Origin of the sequence: Parashewanella spongiae, assembly GCF_004358345.1 — a bacterium.
Lineage (GTDB): Bacteria > Pseudomonadota > Gammaproteobacteria > Enterobacterales > Shewanellaceae > Parashewanella > Parashewanella spongiae.
In genome coordinates this window covers 1,536,049-1,561,791 of sequence record NZ_CP037952.1, presented here as the reverse complement: position 1 = coordinate 1,561,791, position 25,743 = coordinate 1,536,049, and the positions used below count along the sequence as shown (strand labels likewise).

The 25,743-nt window shown below is 39.9% G+C and carries 25 protein-coding genes and 7 tRNA genes; 10 read left to right on the top strand and 22 right to left on the bottom strand.

Annotated elements, in window-relative coordinates; genetic code table 11:
• Positions 1 to 121: 121 nt before the first annotated feature.
• The 3 genes from E2I05_RS06100 to E2I05_RS06090 all read right to left on the bottom strand — a co-directional run bounded on the left by E2I05_RS06100 (position 122) and on the right by E2I05_RS06090 (position 3,885).
• Complete coding sequence (locus tag E2I05_RS06100; protein WP_121854316.1) at positions 122 to 2,071, bottom strand: DNA topoisomerase III; 1,950 nt, start codon at positions 2,069 to 2,071, stop codon at positions 122 to 124.
• A 276-nt stretch (positions 2,072 to 2,347) separates the two neighbouring features.
• A complete protein-coding gene (locus E2I05_RS06095) occupies positions 2,348 to 2,656 on the bottom strand; it encodes an ArsR/SmtB family transcription factor (protein ID WP_165905527.1) in 309 nt (102 codons plus the stop codon).
• A 752-nt stretch (positions 2,657 to 3,408) separates the two neighbouring features.
• Positions 3,409 to 3,885, bottom strand: coding sequence for a nucleoside deaminase (locus tag E2I05_RS06090; RefSeq protein WP_121854317.1), 477 nt, complete (start codon positions 3,883 to 3,885; stop codon positions 3,409 to 3,411).
• A gap of 428 nt (positions 3,886 to 4,313) precedes the next feature.
• Between E2I05_RS06090 and E2I05_RS06085 the strand changes: the two genes are divergently transcribed.
• The 8 genes from E2I05_RS06085 (at position 4,314) to E2I05_RS06050 (ending at position 11,526) form a co-directional block, all read left to right on the top strand.
• The gene (locus tag E2I05_RS06085) at positions 4,314 to 4,865 is read left to right on the top strand and encodes a class I SAM-dependent methyltransferase (protein ID WP_133309510.1); all 552 of its coding nucleotides are present in this window, start codon (positions 4,314 to 4,316) and stop codon (positions 4,863 to 4,865) included.
• A gap of 35 nt (positions 4,866 to 4,900) precedes the next feature.
• Entirely contained in the window at positions 4,901 to 5,134 is a 234-nt protein-coding gene (locus E2I05_RS06080; RefSeq protein ID WP_133309509.1) for a hypothetical protein, read from the top strand.
• A 193-nt stretch (positions 5,135 to 5,327) separates the two neighbouring features.
• Positions 5,328 to 6,170, top strand: coding sequence for a class I SAM-dependent methyltransferase (locus E2I05_RS06075; protein ID WP_243641108.1), 843 nt, complete (start codon positions 5,328 to 5,330; stop codon positions 6,168 to 6,170).
• 132 nt (positions 6,171 to 6,302) lie between these two features.
• Positions 6,303 to 8,132 carry an ABC transporter ATP-binding protein gene (locus E2I05_RS06070; RefSeq protein ID WP_121854319.1) on the top strand — a complete coding sequence of 610 codons (1,830 nt, stop codon included), beginning with the start codon at positions 6,303 to 6,305 and terminating at the stop codon, positions 8,130 to 8,132.
• A 217-nt stretch (positions 8,133 to 8,349) separates the two neighbouring features.
• A complete protein-coding gene (locus tag E2I05_RS06065) occupies positions 8,350 to 8,817 on the top strand; it encodes an OsmC family protein (RefSeq protein WP_121854320.1) in 468 nt (155 codons plus the stop codon).
• A gap of 11 nt (positions 8,818 to 8,828) precedes the next feature.
• Positions 8,829 to 9,542 (top strand): RluA family pseudouridine synthase, encoded by a 714-nt coding sequence (locus E2I05_RS06060; protein ID WP_121854321.1) that lies wholly within the window; start codon positions 8,829 to 8,831, stop codon positions 9,540 to 9,542.
• Positions 9,543 to 9,854: 312 nt separating this feature from the next.
• A complete protein-coding gene (locus E2I05_RS06055; protein ID WP_133309508.1) occupies positions 9,855 to 10,211 on the top strand; it encodes a hypothetical protein in 357 nt (118 codons plus the stop codon).
• 118 nt (positions 10,212 to 10,329) lie between these two features.
• Positions 10,330 to 11,526, top strand: coding sequence for a coiled-coil domain-containing protein (locus tag E2I05_RS06050; RefSeq protein WP_133309507.1), 1,197 nt, complete (start codon positions 10,330 to 10,332; stop codon positions 11,524 to 11,526).
• Positions 11,527 to 11,558: 32 nt separating this feature from the next.
• Here the strand turns inward: E2I05_RS06050 and E2I05_RS06045 are convergent, their stop codons facing one another.
• The 9 genes from E2I05_RS06045 to E2I05_RS06000 all read right to left on the bottom strand — a co-directional run bounded on the left by E2I05_RS06045 (position 11,559) and on the right by E2I05_RS06000 (position 19,346).
• The gene (locus tag E2I05_RS06045) at positions 11,559 to 12,470 is read right to left on the bottom strand and encodes a ribokinase (RefSeq protein WP_165905528.1); all 912 of its coding nucleotides are present in this window, start codon (positions 12,468 to 12,470) and stop codon (positions 11,559 to 11,561) included.
• A 48-nt stretch (positions 12,471 to 12,518) separates the two neighbouring features.
• The gene (locus E2I05_RS06040) at positions 12,519 to 13,043 is read right to left on the bottom strand and encodes a protein tyrosine phosphatase family protein (RefSeq protein ID WP_121854324.1); all 525 of its coding nucleotides are present in this window, start codon (positions 13,041 to 13,043) and stop codon (positions 12,519 to 12,521) included.
• Positions 13,044 to 13,368: 325 nt separating this feature from the next.
• Positions 13,369 to 13,695 (bottom strand): transposase, encoded by a 327-nt coding sequence (locus E2I05_RS06030; RefSeq protein ID WP_121854325.1) that lies wholly within the window; start codon positions 13,693 to 13,695, stop codon positions 13,369 to 13,371.
• 99 nt (positions 13,696 to 13,794) lie between these two features.
• On the bottom strand, positions 13,795 to 15,402 hold the full coding sequence (locus E2I05_RS06025; RefSeq protein WP_133309504.1) for an IS66 family transposase: 1,608 nt from the start codon (positions 15,400 to 15,402) through the stop codon (positions 13,795 to 13,797).
• A 90-nt stretch (positions 15,403 to 15,492) separates the two neighbouring features.
• Positions 15,493 to 15,825, bottom strand: coding sequence for an IS66 family insertion sequence element accessory protein TnpB (gene tnpB / locus E2I05_RS06020; protein ID WP_133309503.1), 333 nt, complete (start codon positions 15,823 to 15,825; stop codon positions 15,493 to 15,495).
• The gene (locus tag E2I05_RS06015; protein ID WP_133309502.1) at positions 15,822 to 16,193 is read right to left on the bottom strand and encodes a hypothetical protein; all 372 of its coding nucleotides are present in this window, start codon (positions 16,191 to 16,193) and stop codon (positions 15,822 to 15,824) included. The genes tnpB and E2I05_RS06015 overlap by 4 nt, the downstream gene beginning before the upstream one ends.
• A 58-nt stretch (positions 16,194 to 16,251) precedes the next feature.
• Positions 16,252 to 16,599, bottom strand: a complete 348-nt coding sequence (locus E2I05_RS06010) for a transposase (protein ID WP_170179621.1) — start codon at positions 16,597 to 16,599, stop codon at positions 16,252 to 16,254.
• A 174-nt stretch (positions 16,600 to 16,773) separates the two neighbouring features.
• Positions 16,774 to 18,054 carry a group II intron reverse transcriptase/maturase gene (gene ltrA / locus E2I05_RS06005; protein ID WP_133309452.1) on the bottom strand — a complete coding sequence of 427 codons (1,281 nt, stop codon included), beginning with the start codon at positions 18,052 to 18,054 and terminating at the stop codon, positions 16,774 to 16,776.
• Between the two features lie 794 nt (positions 18,055 to 18,848).
• Complete coding sequence (locus tag E2I05_RS06000; protein WP_133309500.1) at positions 18,849 to 19,346, bottom strand: helix-turn-helix domain-containing protein; 498 nt, start codon at positions 19,344 to 19,346, stop codon at positions 18,849 to 18,851.
• A gap of 22 nt (positions 19,347 to 19,368) precedes the next feature.
• Here E2I05_RS06000 and E2I05_RS05995 point away from each other — a divergent pair, with 22 nt between their 5' ends.
• Together E2I05_RS05995 and E2I05_RS05990 are read left to right on the top strand one after the other, a co-directional pair.
• Complete coding sequence (locus tag E2I05_RS05995) at positions 19,369 to 19,626, top strand: LexA family protein (protein WP_133309855.1); 258 nt, start codon at positions 19,369 to 19,371, stop codon at positions 19,624 to 19,626.
• Between the two features lie 113 nt (positions 19,627 to 19,739).
• A protein-coding gene (locus E2I05_RS05990; RefSeq protein ID WP_133309486.1) for an IS630 family transposase occupies positions 19,740 to 20,875 on the top strand; the annotation gives its coding sequence in 2 pieces (ribosomal slippage) (positions 19,740 to 20,163 and positions 20,163 to 20,875; 1,137 coding nt in all).
• Positions 20,876 to 21,439: 564 nt separating this feature from the next.
• Here E2I05_RS05990 and E2I05_RS05985 read toward each other — a convergent pair.
• The 10 genes from E2I05_RS05985 to gltX all read right to left on the bottom strand — a co-directional run bounded on the left by E2I05_RS05985 (position 21,440) and on the right by gltX (position 25,505).
• The gene (locus E2I05_RS05985; RefSeq protein ID WP_244935418.1) at positions 21,440 to 21,637 is read right to left on the bottom strand and encodes a hypothetical protein; all 198 of its coding nucleotides are present in this window, start codon (positions 21,635 to 21,637) and stop codon (positions 21,440 to 21,442) included.
• Between the two features lie 227 nt (positions 21,638 to 21,864).
• Complete coding sequence (locus E2I05_RS21970) at positions 21,865 to 22,032, bottom strand: hypothetical protein (protein WP_170179620.1); 168 nt, start codon at positions 22,030 to 22,032, stop codon at positions 21,865 to 21,867.
• Positions 22,033 to 22,444: 412 nt separating this feature from the next.
• Positions 22,445 to 22,520 (bottom strand) — tRNA-Glu (locus E2I05_RS05975).
• A gap of 173 nt (positions 22,521 to 22,693) precedes the next feature.
• Positions 22,694 to 22,769: transfer RNA gene (locus E2I05_RS05970), tRNA-Glu, on the bottom strand.
• A gap of 173 nt (positions 22,770 to 22,942) precedes the next feature.
• Positions 22,943 to 23,018 (bottom strand) — tRNA-Glu (locus E2I05_RS05965).
• A 173-nt stretch (positions 23,019 to 23,191) separates the two neighbouring features.
• Positions 23,192 to 23,267: transfer RNA gene (locus tag E2I05_RS05960), tRNA-Glu, on the bottom strand.
• 298 nt (positions 23,268 to 23,565) lie between these two features.
• Positions 23,566 to 23,641, bottom strand: a tRNA-Glu gene (locus E2I05_RS05955).
• 173 nt (positions 23,642 to 23,814) lie between these two features.
• Positions 23,815 to 23,890, bottom strand: a tRNA-Glu gene (locus tag E2I05_RS05950).
• Positions 23,891 to 23,917: 27 nt separating this feature from the next.
• A tRNA-Ala gene (locus tag E2I05_RS05945) sits at positions 23,918 to 23,993 on the bottom strand.
• A 102-nt stretch (positions 23,994 to 24,095) separates the two neighbouring features.
• Positions 24,096 to 25,505 carry a glutamate--tRNA ligase gene (gene gltX / locus E2I05_RS05940; protein ID WP_121853384.1) on the bottom strand — a complete coding sequence of 470 codons (1,410 nt, stop codon included), beginning with the start codon at positions 25,503 to 25,505 and terminating at the stop codon, positions 24,096 to 24,098.
• Between the last annotated feature and the right edge of the window lie 238 nt (positions 25,506 to 25,743).

The following is a 25,743-nucleotide window of genomic DNA, read 5'->3' as shown; positions in this document are numbered from 1 at the left end:
GCATTAAGTTGTGTTTTTGAGTAGCAATTAAGTGACATTGAACGTTTAATTAGCCAAATAAACATCACATCCTAGGTTATCCATACGGTATAAATGAGGTAAATTTAGTTTTAAAGTGAATTTATGTGCGTTTTTTCCTTTTATAATTTTTCTTTTTCGCAAACTTCTGCCCTTTTACACCTTGTAATGCTGTTGGTAATTGTTGTTTAGCCGCTGAAATAAGCGCATGTAAGCTATCAGTCATAGGCTCCATAAATGAAAGGTATTTTAATTCCTTACGACTAATTGATTCTAAATTAGACTCCCACATAGCAGTCATGTCTGGTGTTGTCACCGACTCTGGTAAGCTATTGATTAATCCTTGGCCTATTTCAGTTGCTCTTATCTGTTTGCCTTGTCGTTGTAAAAAGTTCCTCTTAAACAGCAATTCGATGATTCCCGCACGTGTAGCTTCAGTTCCTAGCCCATCGGTTTCTTTTAGAATCTGACGGATTTTTGCATCTTTAACAAAGCGACTTATGCCTGTCATTGCACTCAATAAAGTAGCGTCAGTAAAATGTTGAGGTGGCTGTGTCTGCTTTTCAATTAATTCACCTTGAACACAATGAAGCGCTTGACCTAGTGAAAGCTCTGGCAATTGAGTTTGATGCTCGCTCTCTGCTTTATTAGAGTTATCATCTCGCTCATTAGCTATATCTTTTGGTTTCGGCAGTTTAAATAGTACTTTCCAGCCTTGTGATTTATCTTGCTTAGCTTTTGCCGTAAACACCCCACCTTTAATGGTCACTTCAACAGCTGTTTCTTGATAATGATAAGCTGGATAAAACTGAGCCAAATATTGTCTTGCGATTTGTAAATAGACTTGTTTTTCCTTCTGTGACAACGCCGATAAATTAGGTGGTTTTTCCGTAGGTACTATGGCGTGGTGCGCATCGACTTTTGCATCATTCCACACTTTGGATTTCAATTTTGGGTTTGGTGCATTCACTCCCTCAACGAGTTCAGATGCACCTTTTGTTACGGCGTTGATAATGCTGGGCGCTAATTGATGCTGCTCTTTAGGGAGGTATCGACTGTCTGAACGAGGATAGGTAATGAGTTTATGCTTTTCATATAATCCCTGACAGACATTCAATACCTCTTGAGCGCTCATCGCGAACCGCTTAGCACAATCTATTTGTAGAGAAGACAAATTATAAGGTAGTGGAGGATTTTGTTTCTTAGGTTTACTTTCTAATTTACTTACCTTTGCAGCTTGGTTGCTTATGCGTTGAACAACATTTTCAGCCAAACCTTTTGATAACACTCGACCTTCTTCATCTTGATATGGCGAACAAGCCTCGCTCGGCCGCCATTTAGCGGTAAAGCTTTGTGAAGACTCAGTCTTTAAGTGTGCCAATACTTGATAAAACGCTTTTGATTCAAAATTCAAAATTTCTTGATCTCGTCTCGCCACTAACCCCAAAATTGGAGTTTGAACCCGTCCTACAGACAACACACCGTTATAACCTACTTTTCGACCTTGAATGGTATATGCACGAGTCAAATTAATCCCAAAAAGCCAGTCTGCTCTACTTCGAGCTAACGCTGAAGTCGCTAAGGGGACAAATTCTTGATTACTACGTAAATTGCCTAGCGCCCTTTTTACTGCTGAAGGGTTTAAGTCACTGATTAATAGCCGTTGAACGGCTCTTTGTTTAGTTGATGATACGCCCACATGTGCGATAACTTCATCAACCAAAAGTTGGCCTTCTCTATCAGGATCACCCGCATTAACTAATTGACTCGCTTGTTTGATCAGCTTTTTTAATGCGGTAAACTGCTTACGAGTATTGCTTTTAGGTTTTAGTTTCCACTCTGAGGGAATTATGGGTAAGTGCTCAAGCTTCCACGATTTAAATTCTGGATTGTATGTGTCAGGTTCTGCTTGCTCCAGTAAATGACCTATGCACCAAGATACGCAATCGCCATTACCAACTTCGATGTAACCATCGTGTCTTTTATGAGGTTTGGGTAAGACATCAGCGATAGCACGGCCTAAACTTGGTTTTTCAGCAATATAAAGAATCATTCTTGTTGATACTGGATAAATTTACAGTAACTATAAGGAATAATACATTCTATGTAAATATTTTGAACCTTAGATCCCACAAGAGCATAAGCACACTTAACTAAAATATGCATAAAATTCAAAAGCAGTTATTGAGAAATTTGTTTAATTTATGAGAATACAATAATTAATAATCAATTTCAGTGGAACACCACAACCATCAAACCTTGCCATGTATGTCACTAAAACTGATAACGTTTGCTGTATAATTAATACCCTTTAAATAAAAATGCCGTACTAACAAAATTCTTTATGCAACGCGCCAATCAAACGTTTCATTTCGTCACTGCCTAATGAATAGTAAATTGATTGTGACTCACGCCGTGTATTTACCAACCCATCTTGCCTTAGTTTAGCTAAGTGTTGAGATAATGCTGATTGGCTTAAGTCCACCAATTGATTGAGCTCGTTTACGGCTAGCTCCCCTTGGCACAAATGGCATAAAATCAATAAGCGATTTTCATTGCTGATGGCTTTTAATAATCCAACAACATGTCGTGCTTGATTCCTCATGTGCTCGACATCAATTTCTGACTTTTCAATCATGTTCGCCCCTAGTTTTTACTTTATGAAAGCATTGTTCAGTCGTGACATTCATTTGTCAATTTAATCAAACTCAATTTAACACTACCGAGAATTAATATATCAGCCATTTATGAAGAGCATGTTTACATGGTTTGAACTGACCCACGAAAATGCACTGTATTGATATTGTTTATCAATAAGAAAGCAATCATGAGTTATACCAATTACAGTAATTAAATGCTCAACTCAGAGCTATGTATGCGCACAAAGTACAAACGAAATTGGTGAAAACATAGTAATCTACGTTGAGATAATTTTGTGAAGTAATTTTTGCGCATACAAGCTCCCGAAGGGCAAGGCTAAAGGTTTCCATTACGGCGTTGCACGTTCTTGAATTATCCTGACAAAAGCACGAAGTGTGTTGAACGCCAGTTTTGTATGGCGGCCGTAGGGAATATAGTACTTCGAACATGCGCCTTGTACTGAAAACCTTTATCTCTTGCTGAGTGAGAGATTAATTACTGTAATTGGTATTAGACACTACTCGCATTCAACTGAAGTTAGAAACAGTTTACTTACCGTGAAAATAGCCGCTAACACCTATTCCCAAGCCTGTTAGTGAAAGCATAAAAGCTAAAAATCACTTCGCCTTTAGCTTAGGTTGGAAATAATCTTCAAATCTCAGCGAATACAATTTTCATGGTGTAGGGTGATAGAAAAATAGTAGTCAAAGTAAACGCATATGACATCTATGCCTATCATGAACGTTTAGGTTAATATTGCTTTGCGTCTTCTGTGTTACTCCATTGCTCGAATAATTGTAGTGCCTCGGCTCTTGATACCTGTTCAAAGGGAATATTTCGCTCTTTGTATGGTAATTCAATTTCCTGATAAATAAATTCATCATCAAAGCCAACGGCGGCGGCATCAATTTTATTTGACCCATAAAACACTTTTTCTGGACGAGCCCAATAAATCGCACCTAAACACATTGGGCAAGGTTCGCATGAAGTGTAAACCGTGCACCCATCAAGCTGAAACGTACCAAGATTTTTACAAGCATCACGAATAGCAATGACTTCAGCATGTGCCGTTGGATCATTCGTTGAGGTAACTTTGTTATTACCTAAACCAACAATATTTCCATCTTTCACGATAATGCAACCAAATGGTCCACCATCATTATTTTTAAGCCCTTTCACAGCAGCCTTAATGGCTTCGCTCATATAATATTTATGAGTACTGTTCATTTAGTCACCACCACTTACCTTTATTCTACTAATTTTACAGGATAATTTATTAAAAACTGAATATTAACTAACACTTAGCAAGTTTTTATTCAGTTAAGTGTCCTGACTTGAACCTTTGTGCTAGCAAACCTTTATTGATTTCTTTAAGCAAAGTTCATGTGGTTGAGAAAAGGAAAGTTTCGCGTTGATGGCGTGCCCCTAATCAATGTTCTATAACTTAGGAAAGTTGCGGGAGAAAGTATACCGATAAGTTCTCGTCACTCCAGCGCAGTCTGGAAACGAAGTAACGACAGCTTTGTATATCGGTAGTCTAGTGCCTTTGATTTTTTCTATAAGCACTGGATACCAGCCTTCGTTGGTATGACAAAGATTGGTACTTTCTAAATCACTAGACCCCTTAAATAGAATACAAAATGGAGTGCCAAGGAATGGGACTTAACAAAATTAAAACTAAAATTGCAATGAGCATCACAGCAACAAGTTACTTGTTTCTTTCGTACTTACAAAGCAAACCGCTTCCAGTTTTTAAGGTAAATAATGATTATCGCACCATAGAAGAACAAGCTAGAGATAAATACAGACACCCACAAGAAACCCTCACTTTTTTCAAAATAAAACCTGCTGACACTGTAGTTGAGATATGGCCGAGAAACGGTTGGTACACCCAAATTATCGCTCCGTATTTAAAACATTCTGGCCAATATATTGCGGCGCAAATTCCTCCTGTAGTGAATAACCAATTCACCATGAGCACCCAAGCAAAATTTCAACATAACTTTACTGGAAAAGTAAGAAGATACGGCCAAGTCGTCATTAACCGCTTTAATCTCCCTGAATATGCAAGCATCGCCCCAACAGAAACCGTCGATCTGGTATTAACCTTTAGAAATACCCATAATTGGATGAGCAACCAACAGCATAAAAATGCTTTCAAAGCCATTTACAAAGCACTCAAGCCGGGGGGACTTTTGGTATTGTAGAACACAGAGCTAAAGCTGGTACACCATTCTCAGAAATGATTGACTCTGGTTATATCACTGAAGATTTTATTATACATCTTGCTCAATCTATCGGATTTGATTTTGTGGGAAGCAGTGAAGTAAATGCAAACCCCTTGGACACCAAAGATCATCCTTATGGCGTTTGGACATTACCACCAACGTTAGGGTTAGGCGAAACCAATAAAGATCACTATCTTGCTATTGGTGAAAGTGATCGCATGACTTTGATGTTTATAAAACCTAAATAACATGAGTTATCGCATTATATCTGCGATAACTTACGAACAAAGATAAACATCTCAACAACTAAATTTATATCATTTCAGAATGATAACTTTAATTTCGTATGAAAAATTTACATTTTAAATATCGCACAAAATTGTAAATTCCGTTATAAACGTACCCAATACACACTGTTTCCAACACTTTTGGGGAAAACACATGCTACTTTCAAAATCAAAACTCTGCGGGGCTGCAATTACTGCCGCTGTTTGCATCACCACTCAATTCGCTTCAATTTCAACCGTAACAGCAGCCGAACAAGCCAATGCGGTACCGCTTAAATATGATTTTCAATATCGCTCTGATAAAGAACAAGCAAGAGATAAATACCGCCATCCAAAGGAGACCCTTTCTTTTTTTGAAGTCAATCCAACAGATACTGTTGTTGAAATTTGGCCAGGCGGTGGTTGGTACACTCAAGTGCTTGCTACTGCACTTAAAAATCAAGGTCATTACGTTGCTGCTCATTGGCCAAAGGATTCAAAAGTAAACTTTTTTAAAGTGCATAGAGCTAAATTTGACCAAAAATTTACCGCCAATGTACAGCGGTATGGTGAATTCAGCGTTTCAAACTTTGAGCCGCCAATGAACCCAAATATGGCACCAGAAGAAACGGCTGACGTTGTGCTAACTTTCCGAAATGTACATAATTGGATGGGCAAAAACCTTGAAGCCGATGTCTTTGCAGCTGCTTACCGCGCACTTAGGCCGGGTGGAATATTTGGTGTTGTTGAACACAGAGCTAATGCGGGTACAAGTCGACTAGAGATGATTAAATCTGGATATGTCACTGAAGAATTCGTCAGACAACAAGCCATAAAAGCAGGCTTTACGTTTGTAGGAAGTAGTGAAATAAACGCAAACGCGAAAGATACTAAAGATTACCCTTCGGGCGTATGGACGTTACCACCAACCTTAAGGTTAAAAAGTATTGATAAAGATAAATATTTAGCAATCGGTGAAAGTGACCGAATGACACTTAAGTTCAGAAAGCCGCTTTAACAGATAGAGCCATTGAAAGCCAGAAATCAGTCTGGCTTTTTTTATTTTAATTATCGCCAAAAACTCCACCTTTTGTTTCAATTTCTAAGATATGATATTCCTCATTATTTTTAAGATATGATATGGAATTTCATGTTCAAACTTTTTGAATCTTTAGTGCAATCTCTACCCGATGATAAAGCTGTACAGTCACCAAAAGGCATTTATGCTTTTTGCCGCCATTACGCCCGCGGTTATGAATTACAACTCATCATAATGTCTTGCTTAACAGCACTTCTTGCAATACTTGAAGTTTCTCTTTTTGGTTTTATGGGACAGCTAGTCGACTGGCTAGTCACTAAAAATCCAGAAACGTTAATACAAGAAGAAGGCACGAAATTACTCACAATGGCAGTACTGACTGTTATCGTATTGCCGCTTTTAACTTTGCTTCATGCTTTAGTTGTTTACCAGACTTTAATGGGTAATTTCCCCATGTCTATTCGTTGGTTAGCACATAAGTATTTGCTCAAACAGAGTATTTCATTTTACCAAGACGACTTTGCTGGGCGTATTGCCACAAAAGTTATGCAGACCTCACTGGCGGTACGTGAAACCGTTATGAAATTGCTTGATGTTTTAGTATATATATTGGTCTACTTTACAGCCATGTTAGTTATGATAGCCTCCGCTGATTTACGCTTAGTTATCCCGATGATTATTTGGCTGGCTTGCTATATCGGACTGCAATTCTATTTTCTGCCTAATCTCAAAAAAGTATCAACAGAGCAAGCGGATGCCCGTTCGACCATGACAGGTCGAATCGTTGACAGCTATACCAACATTTCAACCGTCAAGTTATTCGCACATACCGATCAAGAAGCGCAATATGCCAAAAGAAGCATGAAGGACTTTTTGAAAACCGTGCACAAGCAAATGCGTCTTGTAACAGGGATGGGCGCAGGCGTTCAAACCCTAAACTATACCCTTGCGTTTAGTATTGCTGCGGTGTCAATTTGGCTTTGGACTGAATCGGCCATCACTGTGGGTGCTATTACCATCGCCGTGAGTTTATCTCTGCGCCTCAACGGTATGTCTCAATGGATAATGTGGGAAGTCAGTTCATTATTTGAAAATATCGGTACCGTCGCCGATGGTATGAATACGTTATCTAAAGATGTAGAAATCGAAGATGTCGATGAAGCTAAACCACTTGCTGTATCAGCAGGGAAAATTGACTATAACGCCGTAGACTTTAACTACGACGATGCCCATTCTGTGATAGAAAATCTTCAACTCTCAATCAAAGCAGGTGAAAAAGTTGGTTTAGTTGGTCGGTCAGGTGCAGGTAAATCAACCCTTGTAAACTTGCTCATGCGTTTTCATGATATCAGTGACGGCAGTATTTGTATTGATGATCAGGACATCAAAAAAGTCACTCAAGAATCACTCCGCGCACAAATCGGCATGGTGACACAAGACACCTCTTTATTGCATCGTAGTATTCGTGAAAATATTCTTTACGGCAAGCCTGACGCGAGTGAAGAAGAACTGCTGCAAGCGATTGAGAAATCCGAAGCAGCACGCTTTATTCATGACTTAACCGACCCTGAAGGTAACAAAGGGCTTGACGCACAAGTTGGCGAGCGCGGCGTTAAACTGTCAGGCGGACAGCGCCAGAGAATCGCAATTGCACGGGTGTTATTGAAAAACGCGCCAATTTTAATTTTAGACGAGGCCACTTCAGCACTTGATTCTGAAGTTGAAGCCGCCATTCAAGAAAGCTTATATCAGTTAATGGAAGGTAAAACGGTGATTGCCATCGCACATCGCCTGTCAACGATTGCAGCAATGGACAGGTTAATTGTACTGGATGAAGGCAAGATACTTGAGCAAGGTACTCATGCTGAGTTGATCAGCTCTGGCGGTATTTATGCCCAACTATGGGAACACCAAACTGGTGCTTTCTTGGGGGTAGAGTAAAGCTTAAGGCTTTACTCTTTGGAGTGTTAAGCATTCATCACAATAAATTAATAAGATAAAAAGCAAGGAGAAATACATGAAATTTAAAGGACTTATTTTTCTTCATTTTTGTGACATATTCCCCTCTTTACGCTGCTGATGCTGAAAGGATTGCTGTTACAGGTTCAAGAATAGATAACTAATCATATTTTTACTACACAAGTTTTTAGAGACGAAAATGTCAGAGTATTTTGCCAGAATAAATTGGGTTCGACATAAAAGTGAAAGCTATATTGATAACCAATATAGTCGAGCCCATGAATGGATTTTTGACGGTGGTGTCATCGTACAAGCGTCTTCATCACCACACATTGTACCTCTACCACTTTCAGTTGAAGCTAATGTTGATCCTGAAGAAGCTTTTGTTGCATCCTTGTCCAGTTGTCACATGTTATTCTTTTTATCTATTGCTGCAAAAAGAAAGTATATAGTGGATTCCTATACTGATGATGCTGTAGGAATTATGGAGCAAGACAGCGATGGAAAAATTGCAATGACACAAGTTACGCTCAAACCCCATATTCGGTTTTCTGGTGATAAAAAACCAACATTCGAACAGCTCGAAAAAATGCACCATCAGTCTCATGAGCAATGCTTTATTGCAAATTCAGTAAAAACGAAAATCACCACAGAAATCATCATGTAGAGATACACTAAATGTCCGAATTCCCGACTTCTGTATATACCATTGTTGATAATTTTGTTGCATCTAAATGCAATGGTTTTGTGGAAATTCTGTATCAAGACGATGATATTTTATTGATCAATAAACCCAGTGGATTATTCAGTTTATCTGGTAAAAACCCGCTCAATTGGGATTCTGTACATTATCGTTTAGTACATGGTCAAGAAGGCCTTACACCTCCTTTTCCTGACGTAAAATTACCACATAGACTCGATTTAGGCACATCTGGCATTATGGTCGTAGGTTTAAATGCTGAATCATCGCAACATCTTAATAAACAATTTCAAGCACGATTAATTCAAAAACGTTATATCGCTATGTTAGATGGCTGGGTTACTGATAGGCATGGCAAGATTACCGCCGCTATTGCAAAAGATAAAACCCTTTTCCCACGAGTAAAAATTTGTCCAGAAAAAGGTAAGGCTGCCGTCAGTGAATACATTATTTTGCAGCGATTAGGTGAGCCTAAGCGGACTTTAGTGCAATATACACCACATACAGGCCGTACACATCAGTTACGAATCCACAGCCATGAAATGGGACATCCTATCCTTGGCTGTGACTTATATAAAAATAATCAAAGTGAACAAATGTCAGACCGACTACTTTTACACGCCTGTGATTTGTATTTTGAGCACCCAATAAGTGGTAAACCATTTCATGGTCATTGCCCTTACCCATTTTAGAAAGCGAGAAGAATTAACTTAATTTAATCCTTTTCCCATTGAAATAATTCGTTTATCAGAGTATCAATTGGCCTAAGGACATTACACAACTCTCTTTGAGCGAAGCTTTCTCAAAAAATCCAAAACAGAAGTTGCCGTCGCCAATAATAGGCTCGTCTTTTAGCAGCATATTTGATCTTGTGCCTTAAAATTAAAGTGGCACATGATTATAAATCAATCTCCAGATACTCAAAAATATTCAGGTGCATTATCTCAAAGCGAACCTACTGAAAATAATTATTTTAAAAACTTCAAATAATAAGGAGATACAAAATGGCTTTCTCCGATTGTTCCAGTAAAACATCTCCTTCAGCCCCATATTTAGGCAATCAAACTCATGTTGCTCCAAACGAACCACCTCCAGAATATTTTCCGCCTCAAAGCTCCCAACAAATTCATTTAAACCAAACGCAATATCAATATAATTCAGGCGCTACAAATATAGAGAGCGGCCATTTTCAATTAAAAGGCGTTTGGTTTCATAGAGTAGGTCTTGATATTGACAGACTGCATCTGGATTTACACTGGCCTAAAAATAAAAAAATAGAGTTTGTAAAAAAAGTTGCTGAGGGTTTAGGCCACTCTTGGAGCACTAAAGGCGGCCCGAATATGCCAACACACTGGCATTGACAGCAAAGCCTCGAAATCTACAAAAGTTTCTCAAAAAGATTTAAGTAAAGCGGTTTATAATTCGTTATGCTACTGGCGACAAGATGTTGAAGCTACATATGAATGTTTACAGCAAACGATGTTCCAAAATGAATTGCTATCAACAACGCCTTCTAAAGAGTCGGTTTTATATCCATATTTTATTCCTCCAAATTCTTTTGAGTTACATAGAGTTCAACAAGAGTTAACCTCTCAAAAAACACACAATACATTCTTGGGCGGTGAAATAACTAGGCTTGAAATCGGGCGAGATAAGTTAATGGAGCAAATTGAAGAATTACAATCTCAAATCCAGCATTTGACAAATAAACCTTTAGAAGAAAAAGCCAAACAACTTAAAGAAGATAATCAGAACCTATCAAGCCAAATCGTTGAACTAAAATCGGAACTTTCTCGAACAAAAAGTGGGCTCGTAGGGCTACTACAATCAAGCGTGTCTAAAAAGGAAGCTGATGAACTCAAAGGACAAGTCAAAAAGTTAGAAAGAGAGTTATCAGACGCTAGATCTATTATTAATTCAAGGAATGTTGAAGCTAGTAATGCCTATTCACAATTGAAACAAAAATTGCAAACTTTAGAGCAAGCAAAAACAAAAGCAGAATCTGACGTTAGAAAGGTACAAGTGCAATATCAGACTGCCGCACAAAAAAGAGAAGAAACACTGGCGAACCTGCAACTAAGTTATCGTGCATCTCATAAAAAAGTTGAAGAGCTAGATATTGAGCTTTCTCAGAAATCACAAGAAGCATGCACAATGCAAAAACAACTAGAAAACACAATATCAGCTCAAAAAAAAGAAATACAAGCATTAAAATCATTTAAACATGAACTTCCACCCACCGCAGACGGTGCTTCAAAATATGCTCGAGATTTATTCATTAAACATACTTGTCTAGCCCAAAAGTTAAGAAAGCTAGCTGGTGTCGACCTATTACAAAAGCAATGTGATAATTTTATTCTTGCTCGAGCTTTAACATCATTTTTTGAAATAACTAATGAGGAAGGTACAACATGGAAAACAGGCTGGAGAAGAGTAGCAAAGTTAATAAAGCCCGAGTTAACAGAAACTCTTTTAGATAATCTTATTGGTCACGAAAAAAGCAAAAAACTTGAATTAATTTTTTTAGACATTATCAACAAAATAAACCCTAACAATACTAAAAAGTTTATAGATATTGTGAAACCTATCTTAGAAACCAGAGAATCTTTTGGTATTTTGGAAGAAGACTTACAAGATGCCTTGGTTCCATTTCTTTCTAACGACTGGCTAAATTAAACATCTCAACTATGTGTCATAACATCGTGCTTTTAGATAAGAAGCCCAACACCTTCTGGCATGTTTGAAGCGCCTTTTCCTGCAACCGCGAGTGAAGCGTAAAAATTTGCGTATCGTGCCGCTTCTTCGAGGTTTAAACCATTTGCTAATTTTGCAGCTAACGCGCCATTAAAGGCATCTCCGGCTCCTGTAGTATCGACAACATTCACATTTTCAATACTTGGTATCAGCGTAAAAATATTATTTTGAAAGCAAAGTGCTCCTTTGGCACCACGAGTCACAACGATAGTTTGGATCCCGGATGATTTGGAAAACGCTAAAACGGCTTTTTTTGTTTCATCCAATGATGAGACTGGCATTTTACCCAAGCCTTGCAATTCGGTTTCATTTGGAATGATGATATCAACCAGTGGAAGTAGTCTTGATATTTGAGGAGATATAGGTGCTGGGTTAAGCAGTGTGGTGACGTTCGCATCATGGGCTAATTTAAGTGCACAAGCAATTGCATCGAAGTTATTTTCGAGTTGAACCATCAATATATCGCTCTCTTCAATCAGCGATTTATAGTATTGCACTTCTTTCTCAGTAATGCATTTATTGGCACCGAGGTTTATCACTATTTGGTTTTCTTTATCTGCCCCTCGGACAAAAATATTGGCCACACCTGTCGCAGCTTTCTCTGTTTCCAATATATAATTATTTTGTTTTATTCTTAAACCTAACTGCTCTTTGGCAAAGTGTGCAAAACCATCTTTGCCAATTTTGGTAAGAAAATTTACTTCAACGCCATTTTGGGATGCAGCATAAGCTTGATTAGCTCCTTTCCCCCCACAAATAATCTCACTATTTGTGGCTTCTATCGTCTGCCCTGGGAGGGGAAAATCATCAAGGTAAGATACGATATCAACATTAAAAGAACCTAAAATAAATATTTTATTTTTCATATACTGCACCACAAACATCGAGTTGGTGTTTATTTTACAACATCAATATCATTTTGGGTTAAGTTGTTCACGAACAACTTTCTCTAAGCGAGTTAGTCCCCACTTTTTTCCTGTTGCAATCGCAGATTCCAGATCACCACCATTAGATTTGAATTCGTTTAATGCTGCTAATGCGCCAACCCTATTACCACTCGCACAATGTAAAAATACAGGTTCGCCAGACAATTGGTCAAGCAACGAAGCAAGCTTATCCGCATTATCAGAATTGACACCTTTTGCACCTGCTACAGATAACGAATAGTAATTTAGCCCCAACGACTCTACATATTGTTTCTCGTTCCAAGTTTGCTCAGTTTGCGGACGTAAATTGACTATATTTTTAATACCTAACTGTTTCAATTGATTGAGCTGCGCTTTGGTTGGCTGCCCACCAGTCAAAATCTGTTCTGAGACTGTTTTTAATTTTTTAATTTCTATATGTTGTAATTTGTTAATATCAATTCCTGCAATTGCACTCAGTGATGTTATAAAAACAAACAAGCTTGTAAGTAGTATTATGATTTTGGACCGCATGATAATTCCTCTTTACCTTTCATTAGTAATCGTTAATGATAACTTAATTTTTAATGTACAAAATAAAAAGTTGAGTGGCGTCGAGATAGATGGTTTTGGTTAGTGATATTGAAATATTATTTACCTCAGCACTACAGATATAGTTAAATCGGCGACAACTTTATTGCTATTCGCAGGGAACACTTTAAAAGATCCAGTACCTGAGAATGCTAATATCTTTTTAGCTGTTCGTGCATCTATAGACTCTGACTGCTTCCATGTTGCCGCATTTACAGAGTGCAAAGAAACCAAACAAAAGGACAATACTAGTACCTCGACACAAAAGTTATGATTGATTGAGATTTGCATAAGCTTTCGTGAATTTCTCACGTGCACCGTCGACATTAAACATCCAATTTATGCTTGCCTGCGCATCGTTTCTCCGCATCTCCCAAGCCGAAAGCTCTTTGTGCAGCATTTCCCAGCTTTCTATGCGACGACCTAAGCATTGTTGATTCATATTACCGATTTCTATTTCAACCATATTGAGCCAACTGGCATGCTTAGGCGTGAAATGAAATTCAAGTTTGTTCAAAATCCTTAGCGCCTCCTCTGGCTTAAATGCTTTGTATAACGAGCCTGCCGTATGTGTCGTGTAATTATCCATTACCACATGAATTGTGAGCTTACGGCAGCATAGCGTGCAAAACTAAATTATTTCAGGTACAGCTAGACCTAGGCGATTAGCCCAAGTCCATTTTTTACAGCTGTATTATTTTTCAGTGCCGACTGTTTCTCGATAATTCCACGGTAGGTATTCTTCAGGATTGGTTTTCACTTTATCCTTCTCTCTCTGTAAAAATGTGAAATACTCAAACACATTGATGCCAGCTTCACTTGCTGTTGCAATCATTGACGTGATGACATCACCAATCGTAGCGCCAAGTAACGTCTTATGGAACATCGCATTTTTTCGGTCACGAACGATGATTTTTAACATGGCTTCGATACGGTTATTATCGATGTATACACCTTCGTAGTGGCAAAAATAGCTCAAGCCAACATAGTGTTTGACAAAATATCGCATCGCCTTACCTAAACCACTATTCTCTTCAACTGTTTCATCGTTAAGGTGTGTTGTACACCACTGCTTGATGGTTTTCATTACAGGCAACGAATGTTGCTGATGGTAACTCAGCCTTTCTGTTGCCGTAAACTTTTGCTCTTTAGTGTGCTGCTCGTAAGCCCAAATTTCACCATAACGTGTCAGTACGTGCTCGACTTCATCGGGGAAATGGTTAATGACATCAACAAATTGTCGTCTGGCATGACTGTTACACAATGACAGCAGACATTCTCTTACCGTAGGGCGATTACTGACCAGAGCATCACTCATCATTATCGGCCTAGATTGATGAGTACCGCGTTTGTGCAACAGGCTATCGATGAATTCGCCAGCATGACCAATATTAGTTTCAAACAACACGATACTATCATTGGCTTGAGTGGTCGCAATAACACCTGATGTGTACACGCCGCTGCGCATTTGTGTCTTGTCACTGTTACGCACCGGTTTTTCTATTGGCGTAGCATCCAAAATTCGGTGAGTCGTGTCATCGAGATAATAATGCTTCGCATCGGCCGCGAGGTTAACCAACATTTGATAAACAGGGTAAATATCATTGGCCACATATTCAACTTGGTCAAACACAGTAGACGCAGTGATTTTGACACCAAGCAGCTTTTGAATGCTCCCTTGGCGATAAAACGGCAACCCGGCAAAATACTTGTGTATGGCCATTAATGACCGAGCTGAGTAGCCGTATTTTTGTTGCTCGCTCCCGTCGGCTAACACTTCAACTGGCAAAGCGGCGGTAGCGTAAGCGCCACAAGCATTACAGCGAAAGCGCTCCATGACATGCTGCTCTGGCTTAAACGGACTTTGCCCTGTGATACGCAGTAAACTGCCTGGGTCGGTTTTGTACATTTTACCCATGTGGCACTCTAGGCAGTTATCACCTTTTTTCACATCTGTACTCTGATGCACTATCACAACTGGCTTAGCGGGAGTGAAATCTTCACCGCTCTCTTTGGGTTTACGATTTTTACCCGCAGTGTGTTTACCGCTTCCTTTATTGCTTTTACTGACACGAGACAAGGCTTCTGAAGACTTTTCAATGCCAAGTAACTTACGCAATTTGTGCACGGTGACATCGTGATTGGTTAATCGTTGCTGCATCGTCGATAACGTCACTAAGGCATCAAGTAACAACTGACAATCTTCTGGAGACAGTGCTAATTCATGCTCTTTGGCTTCAGTAACACGAACTATCAGTGCTTCCAGCGCGTTGTGGTCGATATCAGTAAACGGTTTACTCATTAAAGGACAGTCCAGCTTAGGCGAATAGGAAAAATGAATTCGGCGGGCAGTATGATCCGATAAATAAAATAATCAACCGGTAAGTGCGATTTATTTCAAGCGACTTGAAGATAAATAAGGTTCACCACTCAGTAATTGCCGTAATTGTGCCGCAGCCATCGGTTGCATAACGCCATGATGACGTGGCCATCCATGAAATTTTCCTTTTGATAACCGTTTGGTCATCAGCCAAAAGCCATTATGCTCATAAGTGAGGGCTCGTATCATGGTTTTGTTGCGATTAATGAAGACGAATATCGAGCCTGAACGCGGATTACTCGACAAGCGCTGTTGGCACACGGCCGCCAGTCCATCGATACCACAGCGAAAATCAGCAGGCTGAGTCGCAATGAAGATACGACTGTTGGAAGTTAAATAGATCATGATTTCATTGCCCAGATAAGGGCGCAAATAAAGTGAACATCCACCACACCTTGTATATGAATATTGTCGCCATTAGATAGATTCAACTCAAGTTTTACTGGGGAATTGGGCTTGATGACCTCAGGTAAGTTGGGTAATTCAATGAAGTCTGTAATGGACTCTGCCGAGTTTGATACCTGGCACCATTGTTTAAATTGAGAGCTACTGATACGTAAAGCGGTGCAAATTTGTGATGATGAGTAATGCTCTAGCAATGAAATGGCTTGCTCGCGGAGAGTGTTTGGTATTTTAGTTCCGCGACTCGGCTTATTTATGCGCCAATGGGCGAAGACTGTGGCGACGCGAGTTAATGGCTCTATATTTGGCATGATGGGCTCCGATAATTAATCTGCCATCATTACATCAAATTATTGGGTTAAAGTTGCACTATGCTGCCGTAAACTCACCATGAATTTTATGTGCATCCGGATAGTGTTCATCGACAAGTTCTTTCATGCACTGAGCGAAATCGACTGCGGTCTTACTCTGTGTTGCCTTAGCCTTTCTCCAGCCTCGATGGCGGTCAAAAAACATAAAAATATTAGCCACGCTAACCCGCTTGTATTCATAATCGATTCTGGCTGATTGCCCTGATTTTACTGGGGATGGAGGGGCAACATCTGAAACCAATTGCTTCATCGCTTCGTCAAAATTAACCGCTGGCTCAGCTGAGTTTTTAGGGCGAGCATAAACATCTAAAACATGTTCCATTTGTGCGATGTAATTTGCATTCATATTGCCAACACACCACATTTTTTTCTGCCAAGGTTTTAAGTCGTTTTCTTTAAAGTAGAGTAGGCTACTGGCTTCGCTATCGCTTATCCAGCAGCCCCTCTTCGATTCCGTGCATGAGGTTTTCCCTCACACGGCTCTGTTGTTACACTTCTCTCAGCCCCTTCACTTTGCTTATCATCTTGTCGTGGGTAAATACTCAAGACCAGCTTGGCGTAATTTTTCGTAAGCACCTCGTGATAGATACTTGCTTCGACGTTGACTTAAGCGACGATGCCATCGATAGAATCGGTTTACTACAAATCCATTTATTCTGAAAAATACTCCTCTGGGATATCCTATCCCACCAAAATAGTGTTTCCATCCCCTCAGAACTTGATTAACTTTATTTATCAGTACGCCAAGTGTATTTGAGGTTCGATGCTTCACTATGTCTCTGAGTTTATTTTTCAGCTTTGTTTGGCTCTTCTTAGACGCCTGTATCTTAATGTAACTGGTGCCTTTGATGAAGCCTGTGATCCGTTGAAAGTTAAAACCGAGGAAATCAAACTCATTCATCAGCTTTCCCATATCCACACAGTGGGTTTTACTTTGATTTAGCTTCAGACCTTCATCACTTAATTGCTGTGCTATCCAGTCCAGTTGCTCTTGTGTGTAGGTTTGCTTATGAAGTACAACAAAATCATCTGCATAGGTAACGATTTTACACGGTGTTTTTTCGTGTATTTTCAAACAGAAATCGTTGAGATAGATGTTAGCCAGTAGTGGAGAGATAACTCCGCCTTGCGGAGTGCCACATCGGCTTGCTTCTATTCGCCATTTTCTGTTGACCGTCTCTACGCTGATGGGCGCTTTGATAAAGCTTTTCAGCAAACTCAGAAAGCTGCTGTCGCTTATTCGCCTTTCTACTTTTGCCATCAACTTAGCGTGCGGGATGGTATCGAAATAGGCGCTCAAGTCAGCATCAAGTACGTGCTGATAGCCTTGTTTTAGGCTCATTTCAATGACTTTTACCGCTTGCTGGGCGCTTCGACATGGACGATAACCATAACTGTGTTCATGTAAATGAGGTTCGTAGACGGGTTGCATCACTATTGTCATCGCCATTTGCACAATTCTGTCACTGATTATCGGGATCCCAAGTTTCCGCGTTTTGCCGTTGTCTTTGAGTATTTCTACTCGTTTGACTGGGCTAGGTCGATAGTTTTTCTGTTGTAATTGAGTTTGAATTTCTTTTAACAGCGCAACGACTTTCTTTTGCTGCTCTAGACAACTGAATGTGATGCCATCAATTCCTGCTCCGCCTTTATTGGCTTTGCATCGTCGATAGGCTTCTTCGAGTATATCTAGGCGACTGAGTTTATCGTACAAGCTGTAAAATCGTAGCTCCGAGTTAAGCTTTGAGCGTAAGTAAAGTTTTCGCTGTAATATTCTGATATTTACTGGAGTGTTAGCCATATGGCAATTTCACCTCAAAAGTTACGTTAAAAAACGGGTGTAACACTGAGCCCCTTCCCTGATGTGAAGTTATGTTGTCTTCACGGTTAACGGTACTATGGGCTCATCCGACTGCCTGAGCGCCCTATCTGAAATTTCGGTTTACCTTATATTCGGATAGTGGAAGTCACTACCTTCCAACACTCAGGCTCTCCCACGTTCACTTTATTTCCTTCAATACATGCCACTTCATATTACGCCGGAAGATCAAACAGATGCATTTACCAGTTGCTTCTCTGTTTGTGTCAGGGTTCGTCAACTAGGAAAGACTCCCCATCTTCATTTTTTGATTTACGACGCTTAACTGAATTCGCTTGATGCTGCGGCCTACATTGCATCTCAACCTTTATTCAAGGCCTTTGTCACAGGGCTTCATGTCATAGCGGTTACCCATTATGCATGCCCGTCAGATTTCGGGATGAACTGGTAATTATCCCGTCAGGTACGTTTCAACCTGATGGACTTATTATAAATAATAACGTTGCTGTCTCTGGTTTATGGCCATGTAATCGCTTGGCTGCGTATACGTTGAGACAAATCCCGCAACAGAATAAAGCGCTTCGTGGCGCTCCCTAAAAACATCAGTTGAACGCTGAGTATATGAGTAACTGTTTGAGCAATACGATGATTTTATTATCATGTTTTTCACCTAATGAGTGAAATGCTCTACGCTCACAAGCTTGCTAAAATGGCTGCTATCTGCGTTATATCTTTTGCAATTAGATTAACTACTTGCTGCAAGCTACGCCTTAATATCAGCCATTTTTTCTACGCTTGAGAACGCAGTCAACTGATGTTTCTAGGTTAAAGCGTCTTCGCACGGTTTCTGTCGAAACTTCATCGAGTTCAGTTAATGCGATAAGTTTTTCCGTGATTAAACTCAATGTCCATCGACAAAGTCCTTCTGGTGGTTTGCTACAGGCTAAGGCAATAAGCAAGGCTTCTTGGTTACCATCCAAACACCGAGGCATGCCGCTTCGGGCTCCTTCATTCAGAGCAGCTTCAAGACCTTCCTCAACAAACTGTTTCTTTGTTCTATAAATGGTTGCTGTACCAACATTAAGCGCTAAAGATATTTCTTTATCTTGACTCATTCTATTGTTCGACATGAGCAAGATGTTGGCTCGTTTCAATTTTCTAGCCGATGTTTTCCCCTTTGCAATCAAGTCGACTAGGAACGATTTTTCTTCGTTTAAAAGCTCTACTAAATATTTGATGTTCATGGCACTATGGAGGTAGTTAACAATTACCATAATTGATCACAAAATGAGAAACATGTCGATCCCTGAGTCAGAAAAAGCCCCATTTACAGAGAAACAAGGTCAGTATTTAGCGTTCATAAAAATGTACACAAAGGTAAATAAAGTCCCGCCTGCACACACAGATTTTCAAAAATATTTTGACGTTACCCCACCGACCGTCAATCAAATGATAAAGACGCTAGAAAATAAAGGCTTAATTAGAAAAAAACCTAAAACGCCACGCAGTATTTACGTGCTTGCTCTGGATGAATTAATACCAACTTTAAAGTGAGTTCAATCGAACATCTTCACTGTGTTTGGGTACTAGTAGTCCATTCAAGAACAAATAATGACCGAATGGTTATATCCTAACAACTCCTGAACACAAGAAACACTGGAGTTGTTATGAGGGTTAAATACCACGTTCGTTTGAGTAATGAAGAACGTTCAATGCTTGAGGCTTTGATAAAGCAGAAGAAACCACGTGTTGCTCAACATAAGAAACGACACGCCCAAATTTTACTTGCTATTGATGAGAATAATTCGCCACTGACCAATCAACAGATTGCTAAAGCACTAAACATCTCACCACTTGCAGTAACGAGCCTTAGAAAGCGTTTTGTCGAAGAAGGATTAGAAGTCGCTGTGAATAGCAAACACAGCCATCAAGGCCGCAGACGCATAATGGATGGCGAAGCCGAAGCCCACCTAATTGCACTGGCCTGCTCTACGCCTCCTGAAGGACGTTGCCGTTGGACATTAAATCTTCTTAGAGACAAGATGATTGAACTCAAATATATCGATAACATATCAAGAACTTCTGTTCATTATGCTTTAAAAAAAACGAACTTAAACCATGGCTTAAAGAAGAGTGGTGTATACCTAAAGAGGAAAACGCTGCTTTCGTGAGTGCTATGGAAGATATATTAGAACTCTATAAACTTCCTTACAATCCTAAGCGTCCTTTAGTATGCCTTGATGAAACCAGCAAACAACAAGTTAAAGAAGTTCGCAATCCGTTACCCTTAGTTTCAGGTTATCCAGAGCGATACGATACAGAGTATGAGCGTAACGGTGTCAGCAACCTGTTCATGATATTTGAGCCTTTAGCGGGCTGGCGACATGTTGAAGTCACTGAACACAGAACGGCCATTGATTGGGCTCATCAAGTAAAAGCCTTAGTAGACGGGCGTTATAAGGACGCTGAGACAATTGTATTAGTTGAGGATAACTTGAATACTCATACACCGGCTTCATTTTATAAGGCCTTCGAACCAGAAGAAGCTCGTAGGTTGATCAATAAAATAGAATTTCATTACACGCCAAAGCACGGAAGTTGGTTGGATATGGCTGAAATTGAATTAAGTATCTTGAGCAGGCAATGCTTAAACCGAAGAATACCCGATCAGGAAACACTAAATACTGAAGTCGAAGCCTGGGTTACCGAGCGTAATGAGTCCAAGGCTAAGATGAACTGGCAGTTCACGACTGAGGAGGCACGTATAAAATTAAAGAAACTTTACCCCGTACTCCCAGAGTAAAGTGAGCCTTTTAACAGAAGTTCACTGATTAACGAAATCCAGTTACACATTCGTTAATCAAAGCATGAAAAGCTAGAATCCTACTGACTTGCCAAGGGGTGGGAGGAGGTGTTTTGTTCAGATATCACTTATTTGTCAATTGATTGTGAACAAAAGTTAAGTAAGAGTTTAAAACAATAAATATCGATATATGATTCTTAGCTCTCCTATGACTATGGTTTACCAGAACAGCTTTAACTGTAGAATTCATATGAATGGACTACTAGTGTATAGAAGATTGAAAAAAATTTAGACGTAAAACTCATTATTCATCCTAAAATAAAGTAAATACTTTAACCTAAAAATATCAGTTGAACGCTGAGTATATGAGTAACTGTTTGAGTCAATAAGATGACTTTATCATCATGGCTTCCACCCAATGAGTGAAGTGCTCTACGCTCACAAGCTTGCTAAAATGACTGTTATCTGCGTTGTAACTTTTGCAAGTAGAATAACTACTTGCTGCAAGCTACGCCTTACTATCAACCATTTTTTTATGCTTGAGAACGCAGTCAACAGATGTTTCTAGGCTGAAGGTCGGTATTGCTTGGTTTTGAGTTCGATAAGAAGTTTATCAAGTTCGTTACTCAAATTTGAGGCGAATTGCTCTAAGCTCTGCTCATCAATTCCAGCAGTGCCTTTGGCTCTCCACACTTTCTTAAATCCGTTGTACAGTGATTCTTTGTTAAGTAAGCGACCATACAAGCTGTAATAAACTCTCATTGACCTCTCTGTGTGCGTTGTTTGGGTTCAGTGTCTTGTTTTCATCAGTTGGTGTATTTCACTCAGCCTCAAAGCCTTCTAGCCCTTGGCAATTTACTTTGATATGACTGAATTACTCCCGTATACGGCTTCGGTCTCCAGAGTCATTATTCCTAATGCCTCCAGTCGGAAATGCCTCACTCATCTTTTTCTGTGATTTTCTGTATCTGTGAAAAAAATCCTGTCCATCACAAACTTAAATTAAGCTTCACCCCTTCGCCAACATCAAGGCTTTTGGCTTTTGGCTGTTGATGTCGCCAATAAACTACGTCATTGGTCAATCCAGTTTTGCCCTCCACACCATTACTGGCTTTCATCGGCTGGATTTTACTCACTACTACGGGCTCATCGGCCACCTCGCACCAACTTCTACCTTGAGTTTCCTCTTGTATAAAAGCTTCTGGACTATTCCAGATAAGGTGTCAGGCTTCCCCAGTTACTGCACTCGCTCCCTGTTAGAAATCCCACCCTCAAGCACATGATAGAGCTGACTGAGTATATGGCGTTGCGCTATTTCGCACGCTTACCTCTCTATTATGCCGAATCAGGTTCGCTTTCACTGTGTACCTCTAACTTCCTATGGCTTCCTTCAGACCTTGCCGTTAGCCCGCAACGCCCTTGCCATTCGGATTATCTTCCCCTCAGTCTGGGTGATACAGGCTTCTTTCTGCCTGTCGGGTTTGTCAGCTTCGCTGGGCAAACAAAAAAACCACCATTAAGGTGGTTAGAATGTTTGAATCAAAAATAAATTCTAAATTCAAAAAATATTGGTATCCCCTAGGGGATTCGAACCCCTGTTACCGCCGTGAAAGGGCGGTGTCCTAGGCCTCTAGACGAAGGGGACCCTGGATTGATGTTTAAACTCATCTCTGAATATTTAATACCAGCTCCTGTAGGCTAAAAGCTGATACCATAGCGGCAATCGAATATAAATCCAAAAAACACAAAACTTATATCTGGAATTGATCCCAAATGCAAAAACTTGAAATCTGGAACTGATTCCAAACCCCATAATTTTGGTATCCCCTAGGGGATTCGAACCCCTGTTACCGCCGTGAAAGGGCGGTGTCCTAGGCCTCTAGACGAAGGGGACCCTGGACTGATGTTTAAACTCATCTCTGAATATTTAATACCAGCTTCTGTAGGCTAAAAACTGATACCATAGCGGCAATCGAATATAAATCCAAAAAACACAAAACTTGTATCTGGAATTGATCCCAAATGCAAAAACTTGAAATTTGGAACTGATTCCAAATGCAAAAATTTTGGTATCCCCTAGGGGATTCGAACCCCTGTTACCGCCGTGAAAGGGCGGTGTCCTAGGCCTCTAGACGAAGGGGACCCTGGACTGATGTTTAAACTCATCTCTGAATATTTAATACCAGCTTCTGTAGGCTAAAAGCTGATACCGTAGCGTTAGTCGAATATAAATCCAAAAAACACAAAACTTGTACCTGGAATTGATCCCAAATGCAAAAACTTGAAATCTGGAACTGATTCCAAATGCAAAAATTTTGGTATCCCCTAGGGGATTCGAACCCCTGTTACCGCCGTGAAAGGGCGGTGTCCTAGGCCTCTAGACGAAGGGGACCCTGGACTGATGTTTAAACTCATCTCTGAATATTTAACACCAGCTTCTGTAGGCTAAAAGCTGATACCGTAGCGTTAGTCGAATATAAATCCAAAAAACACAAAACTTGTATCTGGAATTAATCCCAAATGTAAAAACTTGTATCTGGAATTGATTCCAAATGCAAAAACTTGTACCTGAAACTGATTCCAAATGCAAAATTTGTACCTGAAACTGATTCCAAATGCAAAATTTGTACCTGAAACTGATTCCAAATGCAAAAACTTGTACCTAAAACTGATTCCAAACGCAAAGATTTTGGTATCCCCTAGGGGATTCGAACCCCTGTTACCGCCGTGAAAGGGCGGTGTCCTAGGCCTCTAGACGAAGGGGACCCTGGACTGATGTTTAAACTCATCTCTGAATATTTAACACCAGCTCCTGTAGGCTAAAAGCTGATACCGTAGCGTTAATCGAATATGAATCCAAAAAACACAAAACTTGTACCTGAAACTGATCCCAAATGCAAAAATCTGAAACCTGGAATTGATTCCAAATGCATAAATTTTGGTATCCCCTAGGGGATTCGAACCCCTGTTACCGCCGTGAAAGGGCGGTGTCCTAGGCCTCTAGACGAAGGGGACCCTGGACTTACTATTGAATTGATAAATTGGTGGAGCTATGCGGGATCGAACCGCAGACCTCTTGCATGCCATGCAAGCGCTCTCCCAGCTGAGCTATAGCCCCGAATTTATCAAAACACCTTTGAGCACAATTTGGGTAGGCCACCCTGTGTCTCAACTGCGAGGCGCATTCTATGCAGCGTACCCAAAAGTGTCAACTCGTTTTTTACGAATTTATTCTATTTGCTACAAATTCGACCGCCTTGAGGATTCTTTGCACAGAACGTTCTTTGCCGATTAAGTTTAAAGTAATATCTAATCCCGGCGACTGCCCTGCTCCAGTAACCGCGACACGTAAAGGCATACCAACTTTACCCATACCAACTTCTAACTCGGCTGCTGTATCTTCAATTACTTGATAAATAGCTTCTGGCGTCCAATTATTTAATTCTGCTAGTTTCTGATGAGCAAGCTGTAAAGGCTCCATTGCAACACCTCTTAAGTGTTTCTTGGCTGCTGTTGCTTCAAACTCTTCATAATCTTCATAGAAATAGCGGCTCGATGCTGCAAGTTCTTTTAATGTTTTTGCACGCTCAGATAATGCTGTAACAACATCAGCTAATGCTGGGCCGTTTGAAGTATCAATGTTTTGATCTTTCATATGCCAAGCTAAATGCTCTGCTACATATCCCGCTGGTAGAGATTTAATATAATGTTGGTTCAACCATTGTAGTTTCTCTGTATTAAAAGCTGATGCGGCTTTATTAATGTCATCAAGGCTAAATAGGTTTTTCATTTCTTCAACAGAAAATACTTCTTGATCACCATGTGACCAACCTAAACGCACCAAGTAATTTAATAATGCTTCAGGCAAATAACCATCGTCACGGTACTGCATAACGCCAACTGCACCATGACGTTTAGATAGTTTTGCACCGTCATCACCCAAAATCATCGCGACATGCGCATATTCAGGTATTGGTGCTTTAAGCGCTTTTAAGATATTTATTTGTTTTGGTGTATTGTTGATGTGATCTTCACCACGTACAACACAAGTAATTCCCATGTCCCAATCATCCACAACAACACAAAAGTTATATGTTGGTGTACCTTCTGTGCGCGCAATAATAAAATCATCTAATTCAGAATTTGCAATTTCAATACGACCACGAACATGATCATCAAACACTACACTGCCATCTAACGGGTTTTTGAAACGAACCACATATTCTTCATCAGTTTCAGTAATCGCTTTATCACGACAACAGCCATCATAGCCTTGGCGCTCACCTTTAGCCGCTTGATCCTCTCGAAGTGCTTCAACACGTTCACGAGAACAGGTACATTTATAGGCGGTACCCGCTTCTAACATTTGAGCAATAATTTCATTGTAGCGATCAAAACGTTTTGTTTGATAATACGGCCCTTCATCCCATTCCAAACCAATCCAGTTCATACCATCAAGAATGGCATCACAAGCTTCTTGAGATGAACGTTCAATATCTGTGTCTTCAACTCGAAGAACAAATTCACCATTGTTTGCTTTTGCATATAACCAAGAATATAAAGCAGTACGAGCACCACCAACATGGAGGAAACCAGTAGGACTTGGAGCAAAACGAGTTTTAACTGTCATAACGGAATACTTACCTTTATAAAGTATATACCCGTAATTAATGAAAGTGCTCGATTCAGAGCATCTTCATTGATTACGGGTATAGATGTCTAAATTGCGGATATTCTATCAGGGTAAACAGAGTCGGTGCCATACTCTGTGATAAATGTTCTACAGAACGATAGTATATAGTCGTTATGGTAATTATCGAAACAACCTAATTCTGAATGCTTACGACTCACATAATCACCGCCTTTGA

Bases quoted from the DNA above. Each gene is read 5' to 3' on its own strand.
- E2I05_RS06100 (WP_121854316.1), bottom strand. From the start codon at position 2,071: ATGATTCTTTATATTGCTGAAAAACCAAGTTTAGGCCGTGCTATCGCT.
- E2I05_RS06070 (WP_121854319.1), top strand. From the start codon at position 6,303: ATGTTCAAACTTTTTGAATCTTTAGTGCAATCTCTACCCGATGATAAA.
- E2I05_RS06040 (WP_121854324.1), bottom strand. From the start codon at position 13,043: ATGCGGTCCAAAATCATAATACTACTTACAAGCTTGTTTGTTTTTATA.
- E2I05_RS06060 (WP_121854321.1), top strand. From the start codon at position 8,829: ATGTCCGAATTCCCGACTTCTGTATATACCATTGTTGATAATTTTGTT.
- E2I05_RS06045 (WP_165905528.1), bottom strand. From the start codon at position 12,470: ATGAAAAATAAAATATTTATTTTAGGTTCTTTTAATGTTGATATCGTA.
- E2I05_RS06055 (WP_133309508.1), top strand. From the start codon at position 9,855: ATGGCTTTCTCCGATTGTTCCAGTAAAACATCTCCTTCAGCCCCATAT.
- gltX (WP_121853384.1), bottom strand. From the start codon at position 25,505: ATGACAGTTAAAACTCGTTTTGCTCCAAGTCCTACTGGTTTCCTCCAT.
- E2I05_RS06025 (WP_133309504.1), bottom strand. From the start codon at position 15,402: ATGAGTAAACCGTTTACTGATATCGACCACAACGCGCTGGAAGCACTG.
- tnpB (WP_133309503.1), bottom strand. From the start codon at position 15,825: ATGATCTATTTAACTTCCAACAGTCGTATCTTCATTGCGACTCAGCCT.
- E2I05_RS06085 (WP_133309510.1), top strand. From the start codon at position 4,314: ATGGGACTTAACAAAATTAAAACTAAAATTGCAATGAGCATCACAGCA.
- E2I05_RS06000 (WP_133309500.1), bottom strand. From the start codon at position 19,346: ATGGTAATTGTTAACTACCTCCATAGTGCCATGAACATCAAATATTTA.
- E2I05_RS06090 (WP_121854317.1), bottom strand. From the start codon at position 3,885: ATGAACAGTACTCATAAATATTATATGAGCGAAGCCATTAAGGCTGCT.
- ltrA (WP_133309452.1), bottom strand. From the start codon at position 18,054: ATGGCTAACACTCCAGTAAATATCAGAATATTACAGCGAAAACTTTAC.
- E2I05_RS06050 (WP_133309507.1), top strand. From the start codon at position 10,330: ATGTTCCAAAATGAATTGCTATCAACAACGCCTTCTAAAGAGTCGGTT.
- E2I05_RS06015 (WP_133309502.1), bottom strand. From the start codon at position 16,193: ATGCCAAATATAGAGCCATTAACTCGCGTCGCCACAGTCTTCGCCCAT.
- E2I05_RS05995 (WP_133309855.1), top strand. From the start codon at position 19,369: ATGTCGATCCCTGAGTCAGAAAAAGCCCCATTTACAGAGAAACAAGGT.
- E2I05_RS06065 (WP_121854320.1), top strand. From the start codon at position 8,350: ATGTCAGAGTATTTTGCCAGAATAAATTGGGTTCGACATAAAAGTGAA.
- E2I05_RS06075 (WP_243641108.1), top strand. From the start codon at position 5,328: ATGCTACTTTCAAAATCAAAACTCTGCGGGGCTGCAATTACTGCCGCT.
- E2I05_RS06010 (WP_170179621.1), bottom strand. From the start codon at position 16,599: ATGAATGCAAATTACATCGCACAAATGGAACATGTTTTAGATGTTTAT.
- E2I05_RS06095 (WP_165905527.1), bottom strand. From the start codon at position 2,656: ATGATTGAAAAGTCAGAAATTGATGTCGAGCACATGAGGAATCAAGCA.
- E2I05_RS05985 (WP_244935418.1), bottom strand. From the start codon at position 21,637: ATGAGAGTTTATTACAGCTTGTATGGTCGCTTACTTAACAAAGAATCA.
- E2I05_RS06080 (WP_133309509.1), top strand. From the start codon at position 4,901: ATGATTGACTCTGGTTATATCACTGAAGATTTTATTATACATCTTGCT.